We start from the raw sequence: 23311 nt of genomic DNA, 5'->3' as shown, positions 1-23311 counted from the left end.
ACCTACCCATAAAATCAGCCATATACACTATTGCAAACATGGCTCTCACACTACAGCTTTGACTGAGTAAAACCGTAGCCCGGCATTACTACTTCACGACGACCATCAAGCCTTAAACGAATTAATTAACGAGCCCCACGTGGATAGATAGAAAAATTAACCCCCCTTGAGCGATAGTTTACACTTAACACAAATATGATTATTTTGTCGAATTATTATTATATACTTTTCTAATTTTATCAGGCGCAAGGATTTTTAAATAAAATCTCGAATTCAGCATTCGAAACTGGAACTCGCCAGCTACCGGTGCTCACGTCACACACAACGTAGCACAGATCGAATTCGTGTGATAATTTTTCAACGTCTTCGTGCCATGTAGCCGAAATCAAACCAAATCCAACCGATTTTACTATTTGGTCGACTCGTCCCGCTGCTGCCAATCGCCGCTGCCCTTCTTTTGCAAGGGCGTCTCTAGTGCATCTTGATTGATGAGCGAAAATCTGTGTTTCCACGTCTGAGGGGCCAACCTTCGGCACACGTAACAACGAACCCCCTTGGATTTTGGCCTCAAAGCAAACCAATTGCCCTTCGCCAAACAATACCAAATCCGGAGCTTTGCGCCGACCGCCTACCGATACATAACGAAAGGCCCGCATTTGATTACCCCCTTCGGCAAGCACCGCCAGTCCTCGGGCTCTTGCCGCTTTGGCAAGAACATCAATAACCTCATCTTCCAACATGGTTATCTTCAGAAGTAGATTAAAGCATCTCTATAAACAATAGCATCCGCCGCATAAGCATATATGCGCAGAACATTTTTTAATACCTGAGACGAACCTTCCTTTAAATGCATAGTGTATGTCGGAATATCTTTCACTTTCGTTGGGTCAGTATGTCTTAGAGGGCTACTATTCCAAACAGACTGATGATACTCAGCCATATCTTCGAATTTCAATACGCTAAGATCAATCACGAGGCTAACATCGCGCTCATAAGTGGTCGGCCCTAACCTACAAAATAGATAATCAAAGGCCAAGGGCTGACCTAAATAAGGATCTCCTCCCTTATCCTTTATCCGTCTTTTGAGTTTATCTCGCAATTCATCAATGGTATCTGACCCTCGATCACTCTGAGGCACAAATATTAAGTATTTGTCTCGCTTTACTAGCCTGTCTGGAAAGTCAGAAGGCAAGACCAATCCCTTAGCCTGAAGCCAGAAGGCAAACTCCGAACTTGTTAGCGGCTCACCTTTGGGCATGTTGAACTTGAGTCGCTTGAAGTCCGCAATTTTGGGTAACTTGCTGTATGCCCGTCGCCTTATGCGGTTTCTGAGATCAACGATTAGTCTTTCTCGATAGAGCTCTCTCAGCGGTCGTCCATGTATCGCGTAGTCTATGACTCTTTCAAGATATTGGAAAGTAAGCGCAAGGTCCGATGAATGCCGATCAGGAAGCGACGCGTATATGGAGTCGCATTTTGTTGTGTGACCACCATCAACTTCCCATTCCGCGATAAACATCGGCGTTTCGTGAATCTCTGTCACACGGTCATATGCAAAGAAAAAGACATGATCCAACTGCGAAGGGAACTTAGGGTGATTCGGCATACCGAAAGGTAGGACATATGCACCCGGAACTCCCTGCTGTGCGCACCCAACTAAATGATTAAATCGCTGCATCCAGTGATCCTGTGCCGGCACATGATCGGTAAGCTCAAATGCGAAGATCGGATATACAGGGTGCTCGCCGTCATCAACACATACCACTAAATCTGGCCGTGCGAAAAACAACAGGCGACGTAGCGCTGTCGGCAACATCGCAAAATCTTTACTGGAGTGCTGCTGAGGCAACGAGTGTACGCTAGCCTCTCCAGTTGCACGTGCAGCCTTGAGACTGGGGCTGCATTCTAATACGTAGTTGGCTAGAGGGAGATTTTTGTGGTGGTATAAGTGATAGTGCATTTCTCATCTTTTCCTGAGAACAGCAACGCCATCCGTCTTAATAATATCTGCAGTTTCGTGACGCGTAAGCTTAAATGCGTTCTTGATAATTTCATACTCAAAGCTAAGCTCGGTTGAAAATCCAAGCGCTTCAGCAATCGACACCAGAAATCCAAAAGTATCTATAGGAACGCCCTTTATTGTATTTCTACCGACCACAAGGACTAAGTGCCCATCTGGCTTGAGGCACTGAAATTGCTGAATGAGAGATTCTCGCATTAGATTAAAAAATCTATATGCAACAAAGCTCCTCTTTGGCTCACCGGCATATATTTTTTCCAGCGCAAAGTTAAGCTCCTGCTTTCGAGAAAACACCCATTCAACTTGCCGCGGAATTGAGTAATCCGCAGCATACACCCGCTCGGAGCCAAAATATTCCTGCTCGTGCTTCGTCTTATTTTCGGGAGAGAGCAGACCGAGGACGATGTTCTCATACCGGTGAGTCATCGGATAATTCATCGCATTTATATAAGGCGGCGATGTCACAATCAAATCTACGGCGTCCTTCTTCGCCACCCCGTCATTCAACAGTCGATCAGCGCTAGCTGTAATAACACGCGCACTGAGCTGCGAAGGCAAGCGCTTCAAGAACTCAAGTTTTCGGTCCAAAACGCGACTGGCCATGGTGCTAATAACTGCTGCTGGAGGGGGGGTTCCAGCGATTACTTTCTTGGGGTCGCGTTTGACTTTTATCTGGCTTTCATCCTGGTAGCTGCAAGGTCGAACAGCCATTGACACCGCGGCAAGCAATATGTCGTGATACTGAGATTCGATGTGCGTTCTAATATAATTTGTCGCTGATGCAAAATCATCTAGATAACCCGGCGGAAACCAGAAATCATCCAGTTCAAACTTGGCGAAGCGAACTCGTCCCGATGGAAAGCCAGCCTTAATTTCCGTGACGAAATTTTCCACGGCTACTGCCAGACCAACGGAATTTACATTGCAGGTCTTCGCGCGAGTCAGAAGAATCGAGTAGGGCGAAATGTCCGAACAAATTGCATTGCGGCCACTTAGGAGCGCTTCCACTGCCGTAGTCCCAGACCCCCCGAAAGGGTCCATCACCGTCGCTCCCTTCGAGCTATATTTCTCAATTGCCCATCTCGGAATTTCCGGAATGAATTTAGAGGGATACCTTCCTATGCTGTGAACGTGCCGTTGCTCGTCACTGGACTTTAGGGCGATCACCTGTCCGTTCGTAAGAACGGTCTCAGAAAGTTGTACCTGTTGAGATTCCGGCTTGGCAGAAGCTCGCGCTCTAGCTCCATTCATCGCCACGCGCGAGCGATTAATCTTTTCAAAAATCAAAATATGTTGACGCTTCTTAAAGCTCCTGCGCCCTCCATGACAGTTGTCGGAGGTCTTTTCATGAAACGAACGCGTCACCTTTTCCAGCGAATAATTGCTATCTGCGATCATTCGCAAATCAGTGCCTTGCAATATTTCCTGAAAAACTTTTGAAATATCAAAAAACTCGCCACCTATAACAGCATCGCCGACAAAGAAATAAGCGAGCTTGCTTGGTTTTAATACTCGGCCAATTGGGATCATGGCGTCGCGCATCTTTGAGATATAAGCAGCCATAGGCTGCTTGCGTGAGGAGTGCTCATTTCTAGAGCCAATTTCCGCAGCCATTACATCTCTATAATCATGCCCAAGCCAAAAAGTTCGCCATTTGTGGTACAAATAGTAGTCGAAACTATTTGGGTAGGGCGGGGACGTGACCACCAAATCAATGGAATTCTCTTCAATTCCCATTGTGCTTATTTTTCTGATGTCCGAATGGATAACTCGAGCAGGAGCCCTCCGAGCACTGGCGCTGTTCGCTAACTCCAACACTCCAGGGATCTCTCGCTCTAATTTCTTACTAAAGCGCCTGAACACTTCGCTCGCCGGCAGATCCTTTTCAATTGCCGCATAGCGAGTCTCGCTCTCTTGATTACTAACACTAACGATGATGCTGCTAAATATGCACCTCATAACGGAGTGAAGAGCCACCCTGCCACGAAATTTATTATCGATCGCATCTTTCAAATGCTGAAGATCAGTAACGACATCGGGTCGAAACCAGTGATACAAATTTAACTCATCGGCTCCCGCGGGCCTAAAAGCTTTTCTGGGACTACGAAACGACTTGACTTGTTCCGCAAAATCTATAGCTTCCTGAATCTCAGTTTGGCTGAGCACAGCAGTCTTCGCTGAAGAAATCAGCTGTGCCACGACATTGGAATCGACACCTATTGAGCGCCGCCCCATCAACGTTGCTTCCAATAAACTCGTTCCACTACCACAAAATGGATCAAGGACAATATTCCGCTCGTCAGTATGCTCACGTATTATTAGATTTGGAAGCTGAGGGATATACTTTGCAGGATATGGATGAATGCCGTGCGTAGCGTAGCTCGTATCATAATCTGACGGGCTGGTCAAAGATGTCAATTGATCTAACAACGTGCCCTCTCGTTCAAATGAACGAATTAACGCGCGCTTTTTAATATTCTCGTTAACCACAACCATATCGTATATGCCTAAATTGTTTCTGCAGATGAGGGAGCCCCCCCCACCAGTGCATTAACTGGTAATTTTACCATGGCCATGCATGGAATCGTCGGTCCATATCGGGTAGGCGAAAAAATGGTGCCAGGTCGCGCCTCCGACACTTCAGATTCGGGACACTAGTTGCATTCCGGTACCTTAGCCTGCCACGCACTGCGGGCACATCCGTCCGCTTACGAAGCACTTCCACAATACCGCAGCGGACGACTCCGTAGCTTCACTGGATGTGCAACCTGCGCACCTGTTCACCGAAATTTCTCTACTTGCCGCGGCAGTCTTTGCTCCACGCCTGCAGCGACAACCACGCCTATCCAACCTACCCTGCCCCTTCCATGCCGGGCGTCATTCAGAGCACTGGCTAAATTCCCGGTAAGGCCACAGCCCGCGCCCCACAAGAGCGGATACATATCGGCCTGTTGGCCGCCAGCACCAAGCTGCTTTTCCCCGATTCGTCATTGAACTGAAAGACGCGGCAAATCAGGGCAAGTCAGCCGAGGAAGCAGTCAAGGCACTGTTGCAAAGTTTCAGAGCGGTTCCTAAGCGACTCAAGAGCCGCTCACTTTTTCGATGCGTAGATCAACGATCGCCCCCCCCCCCCTTTGACGACGCAGACTGCAGGCCATATTGCGGGTTGAACGACGTATGCCATGAACAAAGCTCGGCCTTCGACACCCATTCAAGCTACAACTGATCTCCCAGCGTAGGCGCGTCGAACTCCGCCAAATCTTCCACTGCAGACTGACATTCTTCCGAGACGCGTACCTCAAAGACGAAGACTTGTGTTTTCTCCATCCATGTCAATGCGCCCGGCTTACGAGCATTTGCGAACGTCGACATGGTATTTCCCGCTGGGCGACGGCAGGTCGCCAATGATCACTGGGACCATACAACGCCAATAGGATAGACGCGCCAAGCAGAAACGGGATGCATTTTTCAACGATCTACCTTGGCCGTGAAGTCGACCGACCCTGGAACAGGTTGAAATAAAGTAGTGCGACGGGCGCCAGATGGCCGGCGATTATTTGACTGAATATGTTAATGGCACCGGTCTTACCGCTAGAATCCCAGCCTCGCCGAATATCCCGCCTGGACGACGATAATCTATGGGTGGACGAGTTATTTATATCGACTTCCGACAGCGACGGGCTGGAAGGTCTCCTGATCGGACGTATTCACCTAGCATTTCAGGCTCGCCGCCGAGCCATGGTGGATGTGTTCTACCAAACTGCGAACGCATGGCCGCCGGGAAAATGGGGTGCCAGGCGAGCGTTCACACCAATCAGGCTATCATGCGGAGTTTGTGCTTGATCCAGACGGCAAAAATATTGAAGCGGTGCTCCTCCGCGAGCCCGAACATAATGCAGCCGCCGTGCGAGTCCGTTATTAGCACCTCGCTCTAGCCGCGCTGGCTCAACGCCTTCGCAATCCGATGCCGCCCCACCGTCGTCTTCGGCACCTTGAACGGAAACCAGCTACGCACGTCCTCGTCCAGCCCGATCCCGTGCATATAGTTATAGATTGCCTTCTTCAACGCCCGTCCCAGCGCGTCGTGGTCCACCCCGGTCGGGTCGTCAAAGCCGATGTCGTTCTTGGCGAACGTCACCTCGGGCAGCGGCCGCAGCGTCACGCCGTATTCCTCGGGATTCAATCCCACCGGGGAATGCACCGTACAGGCGAAGCGGTGGAAGAACCCGCTCTGGATACAGCCGTTCTCGAACAACTGGCGCACGTATTCCAGCGCGTCGACGGTGTCCTGCACGGTCTGCGTGGGAAAGCCGTACATCAGGTAGGCGTGCACCAGGATGCCGGCGTCGCTGAAGGCGCGCGTGACGCGCGCCACCTGGTCGACCGACACGCCCTTCTTCATCAGGTTCAGCAGGCGGTCCGAGGCGACCTCCAGGCCGCCCGAGACGGCGATGCAGCCGCTGTCTGCCAGTAGTTCGCACAGTTCGGGGGTGAAGGTCTTCTCGAAGCGGATGTTGCCCCACCACGAGATGCCGGCGTTGCGCGCGATCAGTTCCGTGGCCAGGGCCTTGAGGGATTTGGGCGGCGCGGCCTCGTCGACGAAGTGAAAACCCGTCTGCCCGGTTTCCTGCACGATGGCCTCGATGCGGTCGGCCAGCACGGTGGCCGAGGCGCCTTCGTAACGGCCGATGTAGTCCAGGCTGACATCACAGAAGCTGCACTTCTTCCAGTAACAGCCGTGGGCCACGGTCAGCTTGTTCCAGCGGCCGTCGCTCCACAGGCGGTGCATGGGGTTGAGCATGTCCAGCAGCGACAGGTAGCGGTCCAGCGGCAGGCCGTCCCAGGTGGGCGTGCCGACTTCGGCGAAGGCGACGTCGGGCTCGACCAGGTTGACGTAGCGCACCGCGCCGCTGTCGGCGTCGCGCAGGAAGGTGCGCACCAGGCGCTGGCGCGAGCGCTTGCCTTCGACGTGTTCCATCAGCGCCAGCAAGGGGCGCTCGCCGGCATCCAGGCTGACGAAGTCGAAGTAGTCGAAGACGCGCGGGTCTTTCAGTTCGCGCAGCTCGGTGTTGACGAAGCCGCCGCCCAGCACGGTGATGATCCTGGGGTCCTGCGCCTTGATCGCCTGGGCGATGCGGAAGGCGGCGTACACGGCGCCGGGGAACGGCACCGACAGCAGCACCATGGTGGGCTGGTGGCGCGCCAATGCTTCCAGGGTCAGGTCGCGCAGGGTGTCGTCGACCAGGTTCAGCGGCGCGGCCAGCGCGTCGGCCAGCGGGTCGAAGGTCGGCTGGCTGCCTGCCAGCGATTCGGCGTAGCGCACGAATTCAAAACGCGGATCGATGGCGTCGCGCAGCACGTCGGCCAGGTCGTTCAGGTACAGCGTGGCCAGGTGCTTGGCGCGGTCCTGCAGGCCCAGGGCCCCGAAGGCCCAGCCCAGCGGGTCGCCGCCCTCGTCGTCGACGTACACGTCCAGCGAAGCGAAGCGCGGGCCTTCTGGCAGGAAGTTACGGCCAACGATGCGGTGCGCCAGCGTCGAGTCGCGGCCTTGCAGGAAGGCGATCACCGGGCCGATGGTGGCCAGGTAGCGCGGCTGCATGGCGACGAAGGCCTGGATCGCGGGGGTGTGCTTGTCCAGCGGCAACGCATCCACCTTGGCCGCCACGGCGCGCAGGCCGTCGGGCGACAGCAGGCGCAAGACCAGCGCCAACGCCAGGTCTTCCTGCGTGGCCGTGACGCCGCGGGAGCGCAGGAAGCCGGTCAGGTAGGCGGTGGACGGGTATGGCGTATTGAGCTGCGTCATCGGCGGGATGACGGACAGCACGCGAAGGGGCGTGGCGGACATGAAACACGGCGGAAAATGCCGTCAAAGCGGGGATCGAGGGGGGATTATAGTTACCGGCGACTAACAGCCAACAGCCCAGGGCCCCCCCGGCCGTCTACCTGCCGCCAAACAAATCCGCCTGCCGCGCATCGGCCGGCTCCACCACATACCCAATCTCCCCCGCCACCTCGCGCAGAATCCCCTGCGCCAGATTGAACGCGGTATTGGCCGCCGGCACGCCCGCGTAGATCGCGTTCTGCAGTAGCACTTCCTTCAGTTCATCCGGACTCAGCCGCGACTCGTCCTTCGCCGTCAGCGCGGCGCGCACGTGCAGCTCGAATTCCTCCCACCGCCCTAAAGACAAGGTCACCGCCAGCACCATCATCCGCCGCGCCTTGTGCGGCAGGCCGGGACGGCTCCAGATGTCGTGCCAGGCGTAGCGGGTGATCAGGTTCTGGTAATCGGCGGTGAAGGTGGTGGCGCGGTCCAGCGAGCGCTGCACCCATTCTTCTCCCAGCACGGCGCGGCGGTTGGCCAGGCCGCGCTCGAAATCGTCTTCCCGGCTCATTGCGGCATCTCCCCTTGGGTGCTTGCATCGGCGGGGCGGGCAACGGCGCTGCCCGCCCCTGTCGATCAGTTCACGGTGATGTTATTGGCTTTCACGACCTCGGCCCAGCGGATCTGCTCGGCGTCGACGAACTTGGCGAAGTCCGCGGCGCTGCTGCCGACCGGGGTCAGGCCGAGCTTGGCGAGCTTCTCGCGGGTTTCGGGGCGGGCCAGGGCCTTTTGCACCAGATCCTGCAATTTGGCGACGACTTGCGGGTCGGTGCCGGCCGGCAGGAAGAAACCATTCCATTCGACCACGTTGAAGTCCTTGATGCCGCTTTCGCTGACCGTGGCCACGTTCGGCAGTTCCGGCATGCGCTTGGCCGACGACACCGCCAGGGCCTTGAGTTTGCCGCCGCTGACATAGTTCAGGCTGGAAGCGGCATTGGCGAAGTAGACATCGACCTGACCGCCCATGACGTCGACGATGGCGGGCGCGCCGCCCTTGTACGGGACGTGCACGACGTCGATCTTGGCGTCTCTCTTGAGCAGTTCGGCGGCCATCTGCGCCAGGCTGCCCGGGCCATAGGAGGCAAAGGTGTAGCGGCCGGGGTGGGCGCGCGCGGCCTTGATGAAGTCGGGCAGGTTGTTGAAGGCCGAGCCGGGCGCGGCCACCAGGATGTTGGGCACGCTGACCGCTTGCGAGACCGGGATGAAGTCTTTCTTGGCGTCGTAGGGCAGCTTGCGCAGCACCGGGTTGATCGAGAAGGCGGACGCGTCATAGAGCACGGTGTAGCCGTCCGGCTTGGCGCGGGCCACGTAAGCGGCGCCGATGGAGCCGCTGGCGCCGCCCTTGTTCTCGATGACCACGCTCTGGCCGGCGACTTCACCCATGCCCTGGGCGATGATGCGGGCCGCATTGTCGGCGCCGCCGCCGGCGGAATACGGCACCACCACGGTGATGGGCTGGTCGGGATAGCCGGCGGCCTGGGCCGCGCCGAGCGCGCTGGACAGGCCGATGGCGGCGACCAGGGGACGCAGTGCGGCCAGGGCCGCGTGACGGGTTTTCTTCATGTGTGCTCCTCACGTCTCCCCTGCGGGGATGATGAATCGATCAAGGATCGTGGCGCGATCCGCCCGAGGTCAGACGGTCGCGATGGGGTTGACCGGCGCGCCCACCAGGCCGGGCACGTACATCGGTGCGGCGGTCAGGAAGAAGGCGTGGCGGCCATGCTGGCGCAACCATTGCGCCAGCGGGGTCAGGTGCCAGAGTTCGCCCAGCGGCAAACCCAGCTTGAAAAGGCATTGTTCGTGCAGCGGCAACAGCGGCCCGCTGCCGGTCTCCAGGTGATGGTTGCGCAATTCCACCGCGTGGTTGTCGGCGGCGATGGCGGCGATGCCGCTGTCCTTGATCCAGGCCAGCAATTGCGCGTCGGCGCCGTCCAGCACGCAGCAACTGGTCTTGAGGCGCTCCTGTTCATCGTCGCCCAGGGACAGCGCCAGATCGGCCAGACCCGTATGCAGGCACAGGATGTCGCCGGGCCGCACCTGCACGCCGTCGGCCTGCATCACGTCCATCAGGTCCTGGTGCGAGACCTTGCGGTGCGCGTCGCCGAAGCGGGCGCGCAGGTCGACCATGACGCCGCGCCCCTGGATGCCGTGCCGCGCCATGGGCGCGATGGACAGGTCCCGCGTGCCGGTGAAACCTTCGGCGCACGGTTCGCTGACGGTGAAGCCGTTGTAGCCGGTGGGCTGGGGCTGGCCGGTGCCATGGGCGTCGTACATCGACCCCACGTGGCCCAGGGCGTCCCACTGGGTGGAGTATTGCGGCGACAGGGTGACGCGGTCGTCACTGACCACGTCGGTGGCGCCGGGCACGTCGCGCGCCAGGGGATAGCGGTAGACCGGCACGCCGTTCTTTTCGGCGGGCTGGATCTGCGGGCCCTTGCGGCGGGGGTTGAGGATCGGCGCGCGCGGCACCGTCAACGGCAGGCTCAGGGAAAACGACAGGCCTTCCCGGATTTCCGCGACGGCCGCCAGGCGCGCCTGGCGGTCCAGGTGATTCAGGGTGCCGAGCTGGTCGTCTTCCCCGAAATCGCCCCAATTGGAGCCCTCGGGGCGTTGCAGATAGCGTGCGGGCATTCGGTTGTCTCCCCGTTCGTTGGCGGATGAGTCTTATTTTGTCGTGGCGGCTATTGCACCACCGACGACTGCAGCAATTGGCGGATTTCCGGCTCGCTGTATCCCAGGGTGGACAGAATTTTTTCGCTGTGTTCGCCCAGCCCCGGCGCGCCCCGCCCGACCGCCTGGCTGGCGGCCGGGGTATCGGCGGCGGCGCCAAAGTGGGCCCACTGCGCCAGGCCCAGGTAATCGCCAGCCTGCGGGTTGTGATAAGGCCGCATGAGCCCCATGGCCTCGACCTGGGGATGGTCGAACATGTCCTCGACCGGGCGCACCTCGGCGCAAGGCACACTCTGGCCGAAGCGCTCGGCCCATTCGCGCGCCGAGGCGCGCGCCAGCGCCTGACGCACCAGCGGCACCAGCACCGCGGCCTGGGCGGCGCGCTTCTTCACGCTGTCGTAGTCGGGGTGCTCGGCCAGTTCGGGCAGGTCGAGGTGGCCGCACAGCGCGCGCCAGAAGTGCGGCGTGTTGGCCGACAGGTACAGGTAGCCGTCGCGGGTGGGATGGATGCCGGTGATGCCGCCCGAGCGCATGTCGCGCTCGATATGGCGCGGTTCGCCATCGGCCCAGACCAGGCGGGCCGACTGCATCGCCAGGGCGCTGCCCAGCAGCGACACTTCGATCGCCTGGCCGCGCCCGGTCTTCTCGCGCCGGTAGAGGGCCGCCGCCACGCTGTTGGAGATCAGCGCGGCGCCGTAGTAGTCGACCACCGAGCCGTACAGCACCTCGGGCGGGCCGTCGGCCTTGGCCTGGGCGGCGCACATGCCGGTCATCGATTGCAGCACCTGGTCGTAGCCGGCGTGGCGCGCCATCGGGCCGACCGCCCCATAGCCGGTCATGGCGCAATAGACCAGGCGCGGGTTGACCGCCGACAGCGTGGTGAAGTCGATGCGCAGGCGCTCGGGCACGCCCGGCCGGAAGTTGTGGATCAGCACGTCGGCCTCGCGCACCAGCCGCAGCAGGATCTCGTGGCCGGCGGCTTCCTTCAGGTTCAGGCACAGGCCGCGCTTGTTGCGGTTGATGCCCAGGAAGGCGCGGCTTTCGCTGGCCAGCGTCGACGGGTACTTGCGCAGGTTGTCGCCTTCGGGCGGCTCCACCTTGATGACGTCGGCGCCCAGATCGCCCAGCAGGGCGCAGCCATAGGGGCCGGCGATGTAGGCGCTCAGGTCCAGGACCTTGATGCCGGCCAGCGGCAGGTCGGCGGGGGATTCTTGTTGCATTGCGGATTCACTCAAAATCGGTAGCGCGGCCGCGTCAGGCGGCGCGGCCGGCGGCCAGCAGCACGTCCTGGGCGCGCCGCACGAAGGGGGCGTCGATCATCTTGCCGTCCAGCACGAAGGCGCCGACGCCGTCATGCTCGCGGCTGGCGGACACGATGCGCTCGGCCTGGGCGATCTCGTCCGCGCTGAAGCCGAACACGTCGTTGGCGATGGCGATCTGGCTGGGATGCACGCAGGACTTGCCCAGGAACCCGAGCGAACGCGCCAGTTGCGCCTCGGCCCGAAAGCCCTCGGCATCGCGCACGCGGGCATAGGCCGCGTCCATGACGTACTTGCCGGCACAGCCGGCGGCCAGGCGCAGGGACAGCATCACCGCGCGCAGCGTGTCGGGCTGGTAGCGCTCGATGCCGAGCGGCTCGAACAGGTCGGCCAGGCCCAGTTGCAGGCCGGCAACGCGCGGATGGGCCGCCGCCAGTTGCGCGGCGTCGGCCAGCGCCCGCGGCGTTTCGACGGTGACCAGGAATTCACCGGCGAAACCGGCGTCCGTGGCGTCGTCGATCGCGGCGCGCAGCGCGGCGGCGCTTTCGACCTTGGGCAGGTTCAGCACGTCGATCGGCAGGCCGGGCAGCGCGGCCAGGTCGGCGGCAAAGTCGGGCGTATCGGCGGCGTTGACGCGGACGATAATTTTCTTGGGATGTTGCTCATGGACGGCGGCGAACGCGGGGGCGGCCAGCCAGGCCGCCAAGGCGGTGCGGGCTTCCTGCTTGCGGGCCGGCGCAACCGCATCCTCCAGGTCGAACGACAGCGCATCGGCCTCGCTCGCCATGGCCTTGTCGAACAGTTCCGGGCGCGATGCCGGCACGAAAAGCTTGCTTCTCATTGATGTCTCCTGGCCGCATTGTGGTCCGGGAAACGACTGGCCGGGGACAGGCAAATTACGATAAGACGATAGAATATCTATCATCATGAACACTGACTTCCTGCACACGCTGGCCGCCGTGGCGCGCCATGGCTCCATGGCCGAGGCCGCCCGCCGCCTGGGCCTGACCCATGGCGCGGTGGCGCAACAGATCCGCAAGCTGGAACAGGAACTGGGCGTGGCGCTGGTGGCGCGCGCCGGCCGCACCGTGCACCTGACGGCCAAGGCGACCGAACTGATCGTGCCGATGCGCGAGGTGCTGGAGCGGATCGAAAAGATCCGCTACCTGGCCCGGTCCGACGAAATGATGGGCGAGCTGAAACTGGGGGCCGGCAACACCGCCCTGAACTCGATGGTGCCAGCCATCCTGGAACAACTGGTGCGGCGCCATCCGCTGATCAACGTGGAAATCCAGCCCGGCCACTCGGCGCGTTTCTATCCCGCCATCGAGAGCGGCGAACTGGACGCCGCGATCGCCCTGGAAGCGCCCTACCCTTTGTCCAAGAGCCTGGGCTGGCAGTTGCTGCGCGAAGAACCGTATGTGCTGGCGGCGGCGCCGCGCCATGCCGGGCGCCACCCGCACAGCCTGCTGACAGCCGAGCCATTCATTCGCTACCAGCGCAGCGACTGGGGCGGACGCCACGTTGACGACTACCTGCGGCGCGTCGGCATCACGCCACGCGAACGCTTCGAGCTGAACGCCATCGAATCGATCGCGGTGATGGTCAGCCGCGATCTGGGGGTGGCGATTCTGCCGCGCGCCACCAATGGCGTGATCGAGCGCCTCGGCCTGCTGGCCCTGCCCCTGCCCGAACCCTGCGAGCCGCGCCGCTTCGGCCTGATCTGGTCGCGCGGGTCGCCACGGCTGGCGCTGATCCGCGCCTTTCGCGAGATCGCCGTGGTCGCGTACGCCAACGCCGGCGCCTGACCCCAGCCCCAAGGAGCAATCATGCACAAGGCCCTGTTGTCGATGTTGTCCGACCGCCCATTGACGGCGCTGCCAGCGGCGGCCGGCCGCGCCGTGCGCACCGGCTATCTCGGCCCGGCGGGTTCATGGACGCACCAGGCCTGCCTGGACCTGTTCGGGCCCGATGGCCTGGTGGCGCTGTCGCGCGACGAACTGTTCAGGGATTATCGGCACGGCGTGATCGAGCGCGCATGCGTTCCCGTGACCACGTCGGTGGTGGGCGCGACGCCGTACCTGGACGCGGTGCTGGACCTGCCCGAGGTGACGGTGGTGGCCGAGTATCCCAAGATGCTGAGCTACAGCCTGCTGGCCAAACCAGGCGCGCGGCTGGCCGACATCACGGAGGTGCTGGCCCACCCGGTGGCGTTCGAAGAGGTCAAGCCTTGGATCGAGCGCGAGATGCCTGGGGTCAGGCGCACCGAAGCCACGGGTGGCGGCGCCGCCGCCAAGGCGGTGGCGGACAGCCCGGGCCACCACAAGGCATCGTTCGGGCCGCGCATCGGCGCCTCGATCCATGCGCTGGAGCCGCTGGTGGACGGCATCGAGTTCGGGCCGCACAACGTGACCCGCTGGTGGGTGCTGGGCCGCGCCCTGCCGGCGCCAACGGGGCGCGACAAGACCTCGCTGCGGGTCGATGCGTCCGACGACACGTTCAACGGCACACTGGCGGCACTGATCACCGCCAAGGTCCCGGTGCTGACCATTTACGAGCGGCCCAGCGGGAAGACGCTGGACACCCATCGCTACCTGGTCGAGGTGGCGGGCCACGCCCGGCAGGAGCCGCTGGCGTCGGTGCTGGCGGCGCAGCCCAGCATACGCGTGCTGGGCTCCTACCCGCGCCAGGCCTCGCCGCGGTAACAGACTTGCGCCAGCCTCAATACTGATACCGCATCGTCAACGTGGCACTACGCCCCGCCGCCCACGCGCCCTGGCTGTAGAAGCCGATCTGCGAGTAGTACTTGCGGTCCATCAGGTTGTTGACGTTCAACTGCGCCGACAGGCTCTTGTCGAATTGGTAGCGCGCCATCAGGTTGACCAGCGCATAGCTGCCCTGCCCCACGCGCTCCTCGCCATTGGGGCCGTTGGCGATCTTGTAGACGTGGCTCTGCCAATTGACGCCGCCGCCCACCGTCAACCGGTTCCAGTCGCCCGGCAATCGGTAGGTGGTGAACAAGCGCACCAGGCTGCGGGGCTGGTCGGTCTGGATGGGGCTGCCGTCGCCATCGCGCGCGGTCCAGTGCGACCACCCCGCCGCCACGTTCCAGCCGGGCGAGACTTCCCCCGACACTTCCAGGTCGAAGCCCCGGCTGCGCGTGCCATTGGCGGCGCGCGAGGCCTGGTTGAGCGTGCCGGGCACCAGATAGCCGACGTCGTCCTGCGCCAGATTGTCCTGGTTGATCTGGAATACCGCCGCCGAGGCATTCAGGCGACCTTCGAGGAATTCACCCTTGATGCCGGCCTCGTAGGCCTTGCCTTCCAGCGGATCGAGCCAGTTGCCGTTGCGGTCCTGCTTGTCTTGCGGGTTGAAGATGCCGGTATAGCTGACGTACGCCGTGTAGTTCTCGTTGATGTCGTACAGCAGGCCGGCGTACGGCACGAAGGCGTCCTTGTCGAACGCCTGCCGGCTGCTGCCACCCCACCCTACCGCATCCGTCTTCCACGTGCTGTAGCGGCCGCCGACGATCAGCTTGAGCGGGTCCGCCAGGCTGAAGCGCAGCGCGCCGTACCAGCCGGCCTGCTTGGTGGTGTAGCGGCTGGCCAGGGTGGACGTGTCGCTCCATTGCGGTTCGGGGTACGAGCCGTCCCACTCCAGGAAGTTGCCCACGCCCGCCGGCGACACCGCGCCGCGATTGCGGAACTCGGCGTACTGGCGCGTGAAGCTGGCGCCGACCACGGCTTCGTGCTGGCGGCCGAACAGGCTGAACGGACCGGATGCCTTGAGATCCAGGCTGTTCTGCTTGCGGTCGCCGTAGTAGCGCTGGGCCGAGGCGCCCATGCCCAGGCCGGTGTTTCGGTCGGGCCAGCCGGTCAGGTAGAGCAGCTTGCCGTCCATTTCGTGCTTGGAGTGCGAGCCGACGGCCTGCAGGCGCCAGCCGTTGTCGAAGCGATGTTCGAGGCTGGCGAAGGCGCCTTCGGTGGTGCTGGCCCACTTGGTCCAGTCGGCGCCGGTGTTGAGCGACCGCTTCCAATCGGTGCGGCCGCCGTCGGCGTACCACAGTGGAAAGCCGCCCCAACTGCTGCGCTGCGGTTCGTTGTCCTGGTAGTTGAAGCCGAGGCTCAGCGTGGTGTTCGCGGTCAGGTCGGCGTCGACGACGCCGTAGAAAACCTTCTTGCGGTTCTGGTAGCCGTCAAGGTACGAGTGATTGTCCTGGTAGGCCGAGACGATGCGGCCGCGCACGCTGCCGCTGGCGTTCAGCGGCGAGGACAGGTCGGCGGTGGCGCGGTAGGTGTCCCAGGTGCCTGCGCTGACGCTCAGGTCGGCGGTGAATTCGCGGCTGGTGGCGTGCTTGCGCACCAGATTCACCGAGGCCGAGGGGTTGCCAGTGCCGGTCAACAGGCCAGTGGCGCCGCGCACGACTTCGACGCGGTCGTAGATGATGGGGTCGATCGACGACTCGCCCGCCGAATAGCCGGTCTCGAAGCTGGTGGGAATGCCGTCGTACAGGTAATTGGTGATGGCGAAGCCGCGCGAGTTGAAGGTGTAGCGCTCGCTGTCGTAGTTCGACACCGAGATGCCGGGGGTGTTGGCGAGAATGTCGGTCAGCGAGCGCATGTCCTGGTCTTCGATGCGCTGACGCGTGACCACGGTGACTGACTGCGGGGTTTCGCGCAACGTCAGCGGCAGGCCGGTGCTGGCGGCGGTGGCGCGCGGAGTATAGGAACCGGTGCCCTCGGTGGTGGTGGGGTCGCCATCGGCCTGGACCTGCACGGCGGGCAAAGTAGCGACGCCGCCGTTCTGCTGCGCCATGGCCGCGCCACTGGTCAGCGCCATCAATACCAGGCAGGTGGTGCGCCGCAGGGCAACGTGGGGACGAATGGCGGGACGGATACCGATGGGCCGCGGGTCTTGCATAACGGGTTTCCTTGCTAAAAGGGTTAGAAATAATTAGCAAGCGAGTGTAATGCGAACTCTTCTCATGTGCGTTTGTGTTGCGAATACGCACATAGGTATTTCCCTTATGGCGGCAAGCCTTGCACCGCGCCTCGGACCGTGCCACGCGCCCGCGACGGGCGTTGCCGCCCGCCCCGGCCTGGAGTCCGCGTGCCCAACGGAATTTTTCCGATACAATAAAAACGATTCTCAATCTCGAAATTCAGCCTTCCTTTCCTCCCTTTTCTCCATGACTGCCCGCCTGGCGCCAGATCACGATCACGTGTGCGCACTCTATGCGGACCATCACCATTGGCTGGTGACCTGGTTGCGACGAAAGCTGGGCTGCGGCTTCGATGCCGCCGACATCGCGCACGACACCTTCCACCGCCTGCTGGTCCAACCCGAGCGCGCCCGCGCCCTGCATGAGCCACGCGCCTACCTGACGACACTGGCGCACGGGCTGGCGGTGGACCACATCCGCCGCCGCCGGCTGGAACGTGCCTACCTCGACGAAATCGCCCTGCTGCCTGAGGAACATGCGCCGTCTCCCGAAACGCGCGCGCTGCTGTTCGAAGCGCTCGTGCGCATCGACCGCATGCTGGACGGGCTGAACGCCAAGGCGAAAGCGGCTTTCCTGATGTCGCGGCTGGACGGCATGACGTATCCCGACATTGCCGCGGCGCTGCGCGTGTCGCTCAGCTCAGTGGAAAAGTACATGGCCACCGCCATCCGTCACTGCTACGAGCTGCGCTATGGCTGACCGCGCCATCGTGCTGGAACGCGCCATTTCCTTCGCCGTGCGGCTCAATTCAGGCAACGCCGGCGCGGCCGACCACGACGCCTGTCGGCGCTGGCGCGAAGCCGATGCCGAACACGAGCGCGTCTGGCGGCAATTGCAAGCCATCGAGACGGATCTGCGGACAGTATCGGAATCGCCCGCGGGACCGGCCGCCGCGTCGGCCCTGCGCGCAGCGCCCAGTCAGCGGCGGCGCCAGGTGCTGGCCATGCTGGGCCTGGGCGCGGCGGGCGCGGGGCTGACGCTGGCGTGGCGCGACGGCGCATGGGAACGCTATGCCGCCGATTACCGCAGCGGGGTGGGCGAGCGCCGCCGCTACGCGCTGGCCGATGGCGCCGAACTGTGGCTGAACACCGATTCCGCGGTGCGGGCCGACCCCGGCGGCTTGCGGCTGACCCTGCTGGCGGGCGAAATGCGCATGGACACCGGCGCGAATGCGACCTGGGAAGTGCGCACGCGGCAAGCCTGCTTCAGCGGCACGCGCGCGCGGTTCCTGCTGCGCCAGTTGGACAATGCCACCTTGCTGGAATTGCTGGGCGGCGAACTACGCATCGCGCCTGTACGCGGCATCGAAACGCTGGCCGAACCCGGCGGCCGCTATCGTGTGAGCGACCATGCTGTGGGGCGGCAGCCGGCCGCGCCATTCGACGCCGACGGCTGGGCCAAGGGCGTGCTGACGGTGCGCGGCATGCGGCTGGCGGACTTCCTGCAAGAACTATCCCGGTACCAACACGGCTGGATCAGTTGTGATCCGGCCGTGGCCGACCTGCGCGTGTCCGGCGTCTTTCTCTTGGATGACCTGCCCGGCGCGCTGGACACCCTGGCGCGCGCGCTGCCCATGCGGGTCCAGCGCTACACCGGACTGTGGACCCGCGTGCTGCCCGCCTGACCGGCGTTACAAATTTCCCGCACTGCGCATTACGGGTTTCGGCGACCTCGCTCGACATAGGGAATGACAACCCCAGTTTGAACCAGGATCGCACCCGCCATGTCCCGCCCTGTCCGCTTCATACCCTATCGCCTGTTCCGCCTTCTGCCGCTGTGCGCGGCGCTGGCTTTCGCCCCCACCCTGCACGCCCAATCCGCCTCCATGGCGTTCGAACAGGCGGCCGCGCCGCTCGATGCCGCCCTGAACCAATACGCCGCCACCGCCCGGGTAACGCTCTCGTTCGACCCGTCGCTCACGGCCGGGCGCCAGGCCCCGGCGCTGCGTGGCACGTATTCGGTAGCGGACGGGTTCGCGGCCTTGCTGGCCGGCAGCGGCCTGATCGCGCAACAGACTGGAGAACGCCACTTCATCATCCGCCCGGCCGCCCCATCGGTCAGCACCCTGTCGGCCGTCACCGTGACGGCCGATGCAACCGCGGACCGCTACAACCCGCCCACCACCGTGGGCTCGAAATCGGCCGTGACGCAACGGCAGATTCCCCAATCCGTCAGCGTCGTCACTCAGGAACGCATACGCCAACAGGCGATGCAGACGCTGGACGACGCCATGCGTAATACCGCCGGCGTCACGGTCGAACGCCGCGACAACAGCCGTTCGATCTTCCATTCGCGCGGCTTCGACATGACCTCTTACCAGGTCGACGGCATCCCCACGCAATACGACTGGCGCATGCTGTCCTCGAGCGACCTGGCGGTATATGACCGCGTCGAAGTGCTCAAGGGTCCGGCCGGCCTGTACAACGGCGCGGGCGGGCTCGGCGGGGCCATCAACCTGGTGCACAAGCGGCCGGAGAAGGCCTTCGGATTCGAGGGCAGCGTGTCGGCGGGCTCCTGGGACAACTACCGCTCGCAGGTGGACCTGACCGGCGGACTGAACGCCGACGGCTCGCTGCGCGGACGGCTGGTCGGGGTCTACCAGGACCGCCGCTTCTTCTACGACAAGACCAACGAGAAGCATTCGGTGCTGTACGGCGCGCTGGCCTACGACTTCACGCCCGCCACTACCCTGACCGTGGGCGCCAGCAGCCAGAAGCGCGACATCCATGCATCGATGTGGTCGCTGCCGGCCACCATGACGGTGGGCGCCAACGGCCAGCCCAGTTTCGCGCTGGCCGACATCAAGCGCTCGACCTTCATCGGCGCCGACTGGAACCGCGACCAATTCACCACCACCGAGGCCTTCGCCGACCTGGAACACCACATGGCCAGCGGCTGGACCGCCAAGCTGTCGGGGCGCTATGCCGAGAACAAACTCGACCGCGAACAGGCCTATGGCTGGGGCCCGGCCAATACCGCGAATGACCTGATCCAGCTGATGTCGGCCAAGGGCCCGACGCGGCAGACGCAATCCTCCTACGACGCCTATGCCGACGGCCCGTTCCAGCTTTTTGGCCGCACGCACAACCTGACGCTGGGCGCCAACTACACCGATTCCCGCTTCGACAGCGAGTGGAGCTACCCCACGCCCGCCTGGGCGCCGCGCATCGACATCACCCAGCCGCGCTCCGACTTCGACCGCCTTGACTATGCCTTCAACAACAGCACGCACGCGCGCACCAAGCAATGGGGCCTGTATTCCAGCCTGCGTCTGCGCCTGGCCGATCCGCTGACGCTGGTGGCCGGCGGCCGCTACAGTTGGTGGGACCTGACCTCCACCCAGCGCACCGTGTCCACCGAGAAAAAGCAGGATGCGAGGTTCAATGGCAAGTTCACGCCGAACCTGGGCCTGATCTACGACCTGAACGACACCTACTCGGTCTACACCAGCTATTCCGAGATCTTCTCGCCGCAGAACGGCTACTCGACGGCGGACGGCAACATGCTCAAGCCACTGGAGGGCAAGCAGGTCGAGGCCGGCATCAAGGGCGAATACCTGGATGGCGCGTTGAACGCCTCGTTCGCGGTATTCGAGATCCGCGACCAGAATCGCGCCACGCTGGCCGCCAACTCCACGACCCAGTACACGGCCAACGGCAAGACGCGCAACCGCGGCTTCGAACTCCAGGTCAATGGTCAACTGCGTCCGGGCTGGAATGTCTATGCCGGCTACACCTGGCTGCAGGCGCGGGTGGACCAGAGCGCTTCGTACGATTCGAACGTGACCGCCATCGCGCCGCGCCACTTGCTGCGCCTCTGGACCGACTATCGCCTGCCGGGCGACTGGCATCGCTACACGGTCGGCGGCGGTGTCAACGTGCAAAGCGGCACGTATGTAGCGCTGCCCCAATACAACGGCGCGCGGCTCGAACAAGGCGGTTTCGCCACCGTGGACCTGAAGTTCGGCTACGAGATCAGCCGCAACCTGAATGTGGCGCTCAACATCACCAACCTGTTCGACCGCAAGTACTACGCCACCATCAGCTCGCCACGCTCGCAAAACGTCTTCGGCGAGCCGCAGGCCTTCCTGCTGACCCTGAACGCGAAGTACTGAGGGCGCGATGGCAGGCGCGGCGCGCCCGTTCTGGGTCCGCGTGCACCGCTGGGCGGGGCTGGCGACCGCCCTGTTCCTGTGCGTGGCCGGCCTGACCGGCAGCATCCTGGCCTTCAAGGAAGAGCTGGATGCGTGGCTCAACCCGCAGTGGTTCCTGGCGCCCGGCGACGGGCGCGTCATGCTGGACCCGTTCGCGCTGCGCGAATCGGTGCGCCAGCAACTGCCCTGGGCCGTCGTCGACCAGGTGCCGCTGCGGCGCGAGGCCGACCGCGCGGTAGTCTTCCGGCTGTCGCCACAACGGGATGCGGCCAGCGGCCGCGCGCTGCCGCTGGCCGCCACCCATGCCTTCGCCGACCCCTACAGCGGCAAGGTGCTGGGCTGGCGCAACGAGGGGGTGGCATCGCTGGCGCGCGAGAACCTGCTGCCCTTCATCTACCGCCTGCATCTGGACCTGACGCTGCCAGGCATCTGGGGGCGGCTGCTGTACGGCGTGGTGGCGCTGGTCTGGACGCTGGATTGCTTCGTGGGCTTCTACCTGACGCTGCCGGCGCCGGGCGCGCGGCGCCAGGGTTTCTGGCGCGGCTGGAGGCCCGCCTGGCTGCTCAAGCGCGGCGCCTCGACGGCGCGCCGCACCCTGGACCTGCACCGCGCCTTCGGCCTGTGGCTATGGGCGCTGCTGCTGGTGTATGCCTGGTCCAGCGTCATGTTCAACTTGCGCGACCAGGTCTACCAGCCGGTCATGTCGACCATCATGCCCTTCGACACGTCCTGGCGCGGCGCGCCCGCGCGGCCGGCTCCGCTGGCGACGCCGGCGCTGCAGGGGCCGGCGGCGCTGGCGGCCGCGCGCCGCGCCATGGCCGACCTGGCGCGCGAACGCGGCTTCACCGTGGACGGCGAGGAAATGCTGATGCTGGACCGCCGCCGCGGCCTCTACGGCTATCTGGTGCACAGCGATGCCGACCTGCGCCGCCACGTTGGCAACACGGCCATCCTGATCGACGCCGACAGCGGCGAACGCCGCGGCGTCTACCTGCCGACGCGGGGCGCGTGGGGCGACACCTTCAGCAACTGGCTGGGGGCACTGCACATGGCCCATGTGTTCGGGCTGCCTTACCGGATCTTCGCCTGCCTGCTGGGGCTGGTGGTGGTGATGCTGTCGGTGACGGGTATCCTGGTGTGGCGCCGCAAGCAACTGGGGCGGAAACTGGCGAAATCGCGGCGGCCCCACTGAGCGAATTCGCGGGCGCCAGGGCGCGGCCCGTTACTTGCCCTTGGGGCGTTCGACGATCGTGCAACAGCATTGCGAAAACCCTCTTCGAAGATGATGGAGGAATCCACGATCGTCACATGGCCCCCTTCACACGCCTCGATTCGGGTTCTGCATCCCGGCCGCTCGACGTCCGGCTGCTCCTGCATGTTGATGAAGCGAATCGAGGGGCATGCTTTCAATAGCGCGCCGGCGAATTCAGCCTCATCCACTGAAGTCATGAATAAGCACTGTTGAACCATTCTGGTGTCAGCCAAGGATCGCCCTATTCCGGTTGCGCGATACGTGCGCCTGCGCCAGGGTCACCGGCATGGACCCTGCCCTCACCGATCCACCGATTTCATGTCGCAGGTCGTCTCCTGCACGTCGCACAGTCCCCGGAACCACGCCCGCCCCGCCAGTTGCTCGCCCTTGGCGCGCTCGACGATCTCGTCCTGCGGCGAGCGCTTGCGGTCCACCAGGTAATCCAGCAGCACCCAGGCCTCGTGGCAGGCGCGGATGCCCTGGATCTTGCCCATTTCGGTCAGCCAGTCGCTGCCCAGGTCCACCAGCCGCTGGCTGGCGGCGTCGGGCCTGGCATAGCCGCGCGCGGACTGGATGCCGACCCGCGCATCGTCCGTGAGGATCCAGCCTTCGCCCTTGTAAAGCTTGCGCGGCGCACGCTCCGGATATTCGTCCTCGTTGTAAGCGTCGCTGGCGTTGGCGATCCTGAGCCAGCCGTCCTTCGCTTCCTTCACGTCGAAGGTGACGCTGTAGGAATACTCCGGCTCGCCGGCGGCGGGCCTGGTGGGGATCTGGCCCAGGGCCTTGGCGCTGGCGGACGGCGCGTCGCGCACGGTGATCGACGGCTTGTCGTAGTTGGCCCAGGCGCTGAAGGCGCAGGTGGTCGCGCCCGCGGGGGCTTCGGCTTGGGCAGGGGCGGCGATGACCGGCGGCGCGGCCAGCAGCGCCAGCGTCAGCGCGGCGATCGAAGCGGTCAGACGGGGACGAATGTGCATGCAAACTCCAAAGCGTCGACGATCCGGGCCCGGCCGGCCCTCAAAATCCCGCAAGCCGGATTGCTATCCAACTGACGGGCGGCGGTCCACCGGCGGGGTG

General features: G+C 62.8%; 17 protein-coding genes and 1 pseudogene. 6 read left to right on the top strand and 12 right to left on the bottom strand.

Annotated features, from left to right (window positions below):
• Window positions 1–239: 239 nt before the first annotated feature.
• From AC6LKG_RS05285 to AC6LKG_RS05245, 9 genes are all read right to left on the bottom strand, one after another.
• Entirely contained in the window at window positions 240–740 is a 501-nt protein-coding gene (locus AC6LKG_RS05285) for a hypothetical protein (RefSeq protein ID WP_498163274.1), read from the bottom strand.
• Between the two features lie 8 nt (window positions 741–748).
• A complete protein-coding gene (locus AC6LKG_RS05280; protein WP_498163273.1) occupies window positions 749–1960 on the bottom strand; it encodes a hypothetical protein in 1212 nt (403 codons plus the stop codon).
• Between the two features lie 3 nt (window positions 1961–1963).
• Window positions 1964–4516, bottom strand: coding sequence for a DNA methyltransferase (locus AC6LKG_RS05275; protein ID WP_498163272.1), 2553 nt, complete (start codon window positions 4514–4516; stop codon window positions 1964–1966).
• Between the two features lie 1435 nt (window positions 4517–5951).
• Window positions 5952–7865: a B12-binding domain-containing radical SAM protein gene (locus tag AC6LKG_RS05270; RefSeq protein ID WP_498163270.1), complete on the bottom strand. Its 1914-nt coding sequence runs from the start codon at window positions 7863–7865 to the stop codon at window positions 5952–5954.
• Between the two features lie 94 nt (window positions 7866–7959).
• The gene (locus AC6LKG_RS05265) at window positions 7960–8412 is read right to left on the bottom strand and encodes a carboxymuconolactone decarboxylase family protein (RefSeq protein WP_498163268.1); all 453 of its coding nucleotides are present in this window, start codon (window positions 8410–8412) and stop codon (window positions 7960–7962) included.
• 65 nt (window positions 8413–8477) lie between these two features.
• Window positions 8478–9464: a Bug family tripartite tricarboxylate transporter substrate binding protein gene (locus AC6LKG_RS05260; RefSeq protein ID WP_498163267.1), complete on the bottom strand. Its 987-nt coding sequence runs from the start codon at window positions 9462–9464 to the stop codon at window positions 8478–8480.
• Between the two features lie 69 nt (window positions 9465–9533).
• Window positions 9534–10532: a cyclase family protein gene (locus AC6LKG_RS05255; protein WP_498163265.1), complete on the bottom strand. Its 999-nt coding sequence runs from the start codon at window positions 10530–10532 to the stop codon at window positions 9534–9536.
• A gap of 50 nt (window positions 10533–10582) precedes the next feature.
• Complete coding sequence (locus tag AC6LKG_RS05250; RefSeq protein WP_498163263.1) at window positions 10583–11791, bottom strand: CaiB/BaiF CoA transferase family protein; 1209 nt, start codon at window positions 11789–11791, stop codon at window positions 10583–10585.
• Between the two features lie 34 nt (window positions 11792–11825).
• Complete coding sequence (locus tag AC6LKG_RS05245) at window positions 11826–12671, bottom strand: HpcH/HpaI aldolase/citrate lyase family protein (RefSeq protein WP_498163261.1); 846 nt, start codon at window positions 12669–12671, stop codon at window positions 11826–11828.
• Between the two features lie 85 nt (window positions 12672–12756).
• On the opposite strand from AC6LKG_RS05245, the gene AC6LKG_RS05240 reads away from it, so the two are divergent.
• Together AC6LKG_RS05240 and AC6LKG_RS05235 are read left to right on the top strand one after the other, a co-directional pair.
• The gene (locus AC6LKG_RS05240; protein WP_498163260.1) at window positions 12757–13638 is read left to right on the top strand and encodes a LysR family transcriptional regulator; all 882 of its coding nucleotides are present in this window, start codon (window positions 12757–12759) and stop codon (window positions 13636–13638) included.
• A gap of 21 nt (window positions 13639–13659) precedes the next feature.
• A complete protein-coding gene (locus AC6LKG_RS05235; RefSeq protein ID WP_498163259.1) occupies window positions 13660–14535 on the top strand; it encodes a prephenate dehydratase in 876 nt (291 codons plus the stop codon).
• Between the two features lie 16 nt (window positions 14536–14551).
• On the opposite strand, the gene fhuE is transcribed toward AC6LKG_RS05235, so the two are convergent.
• Entirely contained in the window at window positions 14552–16750 is a 2199-nt protein-coding gene (fhuE, locus tag AC6LKG_RS05230) for a ferric-rhodotorulic acid/ferric-coprogen receptor FhuE (RefSeq protein ID WP_498163257.1), read from the bottom strand.
• Between the two features lie 268 nt (window positions 16751–17018).
• On the opposite strand from fhuE, the gene AC6LKG_RS05225 reads away from it, so the two are divergent.
• The 4 genes from AC6LKG_RS05225 (at window position 17019) to AC6LKG_RS05210 (ending at window position 22177) form a co-directional block, all read left to right on the top strand.
• Window positions 17019–17531, top strand: a complete 513-nt coding sequence (locus tag AC6LKG_RS05225) for a sigma-70 family RNA polymerase sigma factor (protein ID WP_498163256.1) — start codon at window positions 17019–17021, stop codon at window positions 17529–17531.
• Window positions 17524–18456 carry a DUF4880 domain-containing protein gene (locus tag AC6LKG_RS05220; RefSeq protein WP_498163254.1) on the top strand — a complete coding sequence of 311 codons (933 nt, stop codon included), beginning with the start codon at window positions 17524–17526 and terminating at the stop codon, window positions 18454–18456. The genes AC6LKG_RS05225 and AC6LKG_RS05220 overlap by 8 nt, the downstream gene beginning before the upstream one ends.
• Before the next feature lie 99 nt (window positions 18457–18555).
• Window positions 18556–20946, top strand: a complete 2391-nt coding sequence (locus AC6LKG_RS05215; RefSeq protein WP_498163252.1) for a TonB-dependent siderophore receptor — start codon at window positions 18556–18558, stop codon at window positions 20944–20946.
• A 7-nt stretch (window positions 20947–20953) separates the two neighbouring features.
• A complete protein-coding gene (locus tag AC6LKG_RS05210; protein ID WP_498163251.1) occupies window positions 20954–22177 on the top strand; it encodes a PepSY-associated TM helix domain-containing protein in 1224 nt (407 codons plus the stop codon).
• 11 nt (window positions 22178–22188) lie between these two features.
• Here the strand turns inward: AC6LKG_RS05210 and AC6LKG_RS05205 are convergent.
• Both AC6LKG_RS05205 and AC6LKG_RS05200 read right to left on the bottom strand, forming a co-directional pair.
• Window positions 22189–22434 (bottom strand): annotated as a pseudogene (locus AC6LKG_RS05205) (DUF8467 domain-containing protein); the annotation flags it as partial.
• 102 nt (window positions 22435–22536) lie between these two features.
• Window positions 22537–23211 carry a hypothetical protein gene (locus AC6LKG_RS05200; protein ID WP_498163249.1) on the bottom strand — a complete coding sequence of 225 codons (675 nt, stop codon included), beginning with the start codon at window positions 23209–23211 and terminating at the stop codon, window positions 22537–22539.
• Window positions 23212–23311 lie beyond the last annotated feature (100 nt).

This window comes from Achromobacter sp. 46006 (assembly GCF_059761975.1).
The sequence above is the reverse complement of the archived record's forward strand: the minus strand, read 5'-3'. Positions and strand labels throughout refer to the sequence as shown.

What these genes read in the sequence shown, in the direction of transcription:
- AC6LKG_RS05285 (WP_498163274.1), bottom strand. Translation starts at nt 740, where the DNA reads ATGTTGGAAGATGAGGTTATTGATGTTCTTGCCAAAGCGGCAAGAGCC.
- AC6LKG_RS05280 (WP_498163273.1), bottom strand. Translation starts at nt 1,960, where the DNA reads ATGCACTATCACTTATACCACCACAAAAATCTCCCTCTAGCCAACTAC.
- AC6LKG_RS05275 (WP_498163272.1), bottom strand. Translation starts at nt 4,516, where the DNA reads ATGGTTGTGGTTAACGAGAATATTAAAAAGCGCGCGTTAATTCGTTCA.
- AC6LKG_RS05270 (WP_498163270.1), bottom strand. Translation starts at nt 7,865, where the DNA reads ATGTCCGCCACGCCCCTTCGCGTGCTGTCCGTCATCCCGCCGATGACG.
- AC6LKG_RS05265 (WP_498163268.1), bottom strand. Translation starts at nt 8,412, where the DNA reads ATGAGCCGGGAAGACGATTTCGAGCGCGGCCTGGCCAACCGCCGCGCC.
- AC6LKG_RS05260 (WP_498163267.1), bottom strand. Translation starts at nt 9,464, where the DNA reads ATGAAGAAAACCCGTCACGCGGCCCTGGCCGCACTGCGTCCCCTGGTC.
- AC6LKG_RS05255 (WP_498163265.1), bottom strand. Translation starts at nt 10,532, where the DNA reads ATGCCCGCACGCTATCTGCAACGCCCCGAGGGCTCCAATTGGGGCGAT.
- AC6LKG_RS05250 (WP_498163263.1), bottom strand. Translation starts at nt 11,791, where the DNA reads ATGCAACAAGAATCCCCCGCCGACCTGCCGCTGGCCGGCATCAAGGTC.
- AC6LKG_RS05245 (WP_498163261.1), bottom strand. Translation starts at nt 12,671, where the DNA reads ATGAGAAGCAAGCTTTTCGTGCCGGCATCGCGCCCGGAACTGTTCGAC.
- AC6LKG_RS05240 (WP_498163260.1), top strand. Translation starts at nt 12,757, where the DNA reads ATGAACACTGACTTCCTGCACACGCTGGCCGCCGTGGCGCGCCATGGC.
- AC6LKG_RS05235 (WP_498163259.1), top strand. Translation starts at nt 13,660, where the DNA reads ATGCACAAGGCCCTGTTGTCGATGTTGTCCGACCGCCCATTGACGGCG.
- fhuE (WP_498163257.1), bottom strand. Translation starts at nt 16,750, where the DNA reads ATGCAAGACCCGCGGCCCATCGGTATCCGTCCCGCCATTCGTCCCCAC.
- AC6LKG_RS05225 (WP_498163256.1), top strand. Translation starts at nt 17,019, where the DNA reads ATGACTGCCCGCCTGGCGCCAGATCACGATCACGTGTGCGCACTCTAT.
- AC6LKG_RS05220 (WP_498163254.1), top strand. Translation starts at nt 17,524, where the DNA reads ATGGCTGACCGCGCCATCGTGCTGGAACGCGCCATTTCCTTCGCCGTG.
- AC6LKG_RS05215 (WP_498163252.1), top strand. Translation starts at nt 18,556, where the DNA reads ATGTCCCGCCCTGTCCGCTTCATACCCTATCGCCTGTTCCGCCTTCTG.
- AC6LKG_RS05210 (WP_498163251.1), top strand. Translation starts at nt 20,954, where the DNA reads ATGGCAGGCGCGGCGCGCCCGTTCTGGGTCCGCGTGCACCGCTGGGCG.
- AC6LKG_RS05200 (WP_498163249.1), bottom strand. Translation starts at nt 23,211, where the DNA reads ATGCACATTCGTCCCCGTCTGACCGCTTCGATCGCCGCGCTGACGCTG.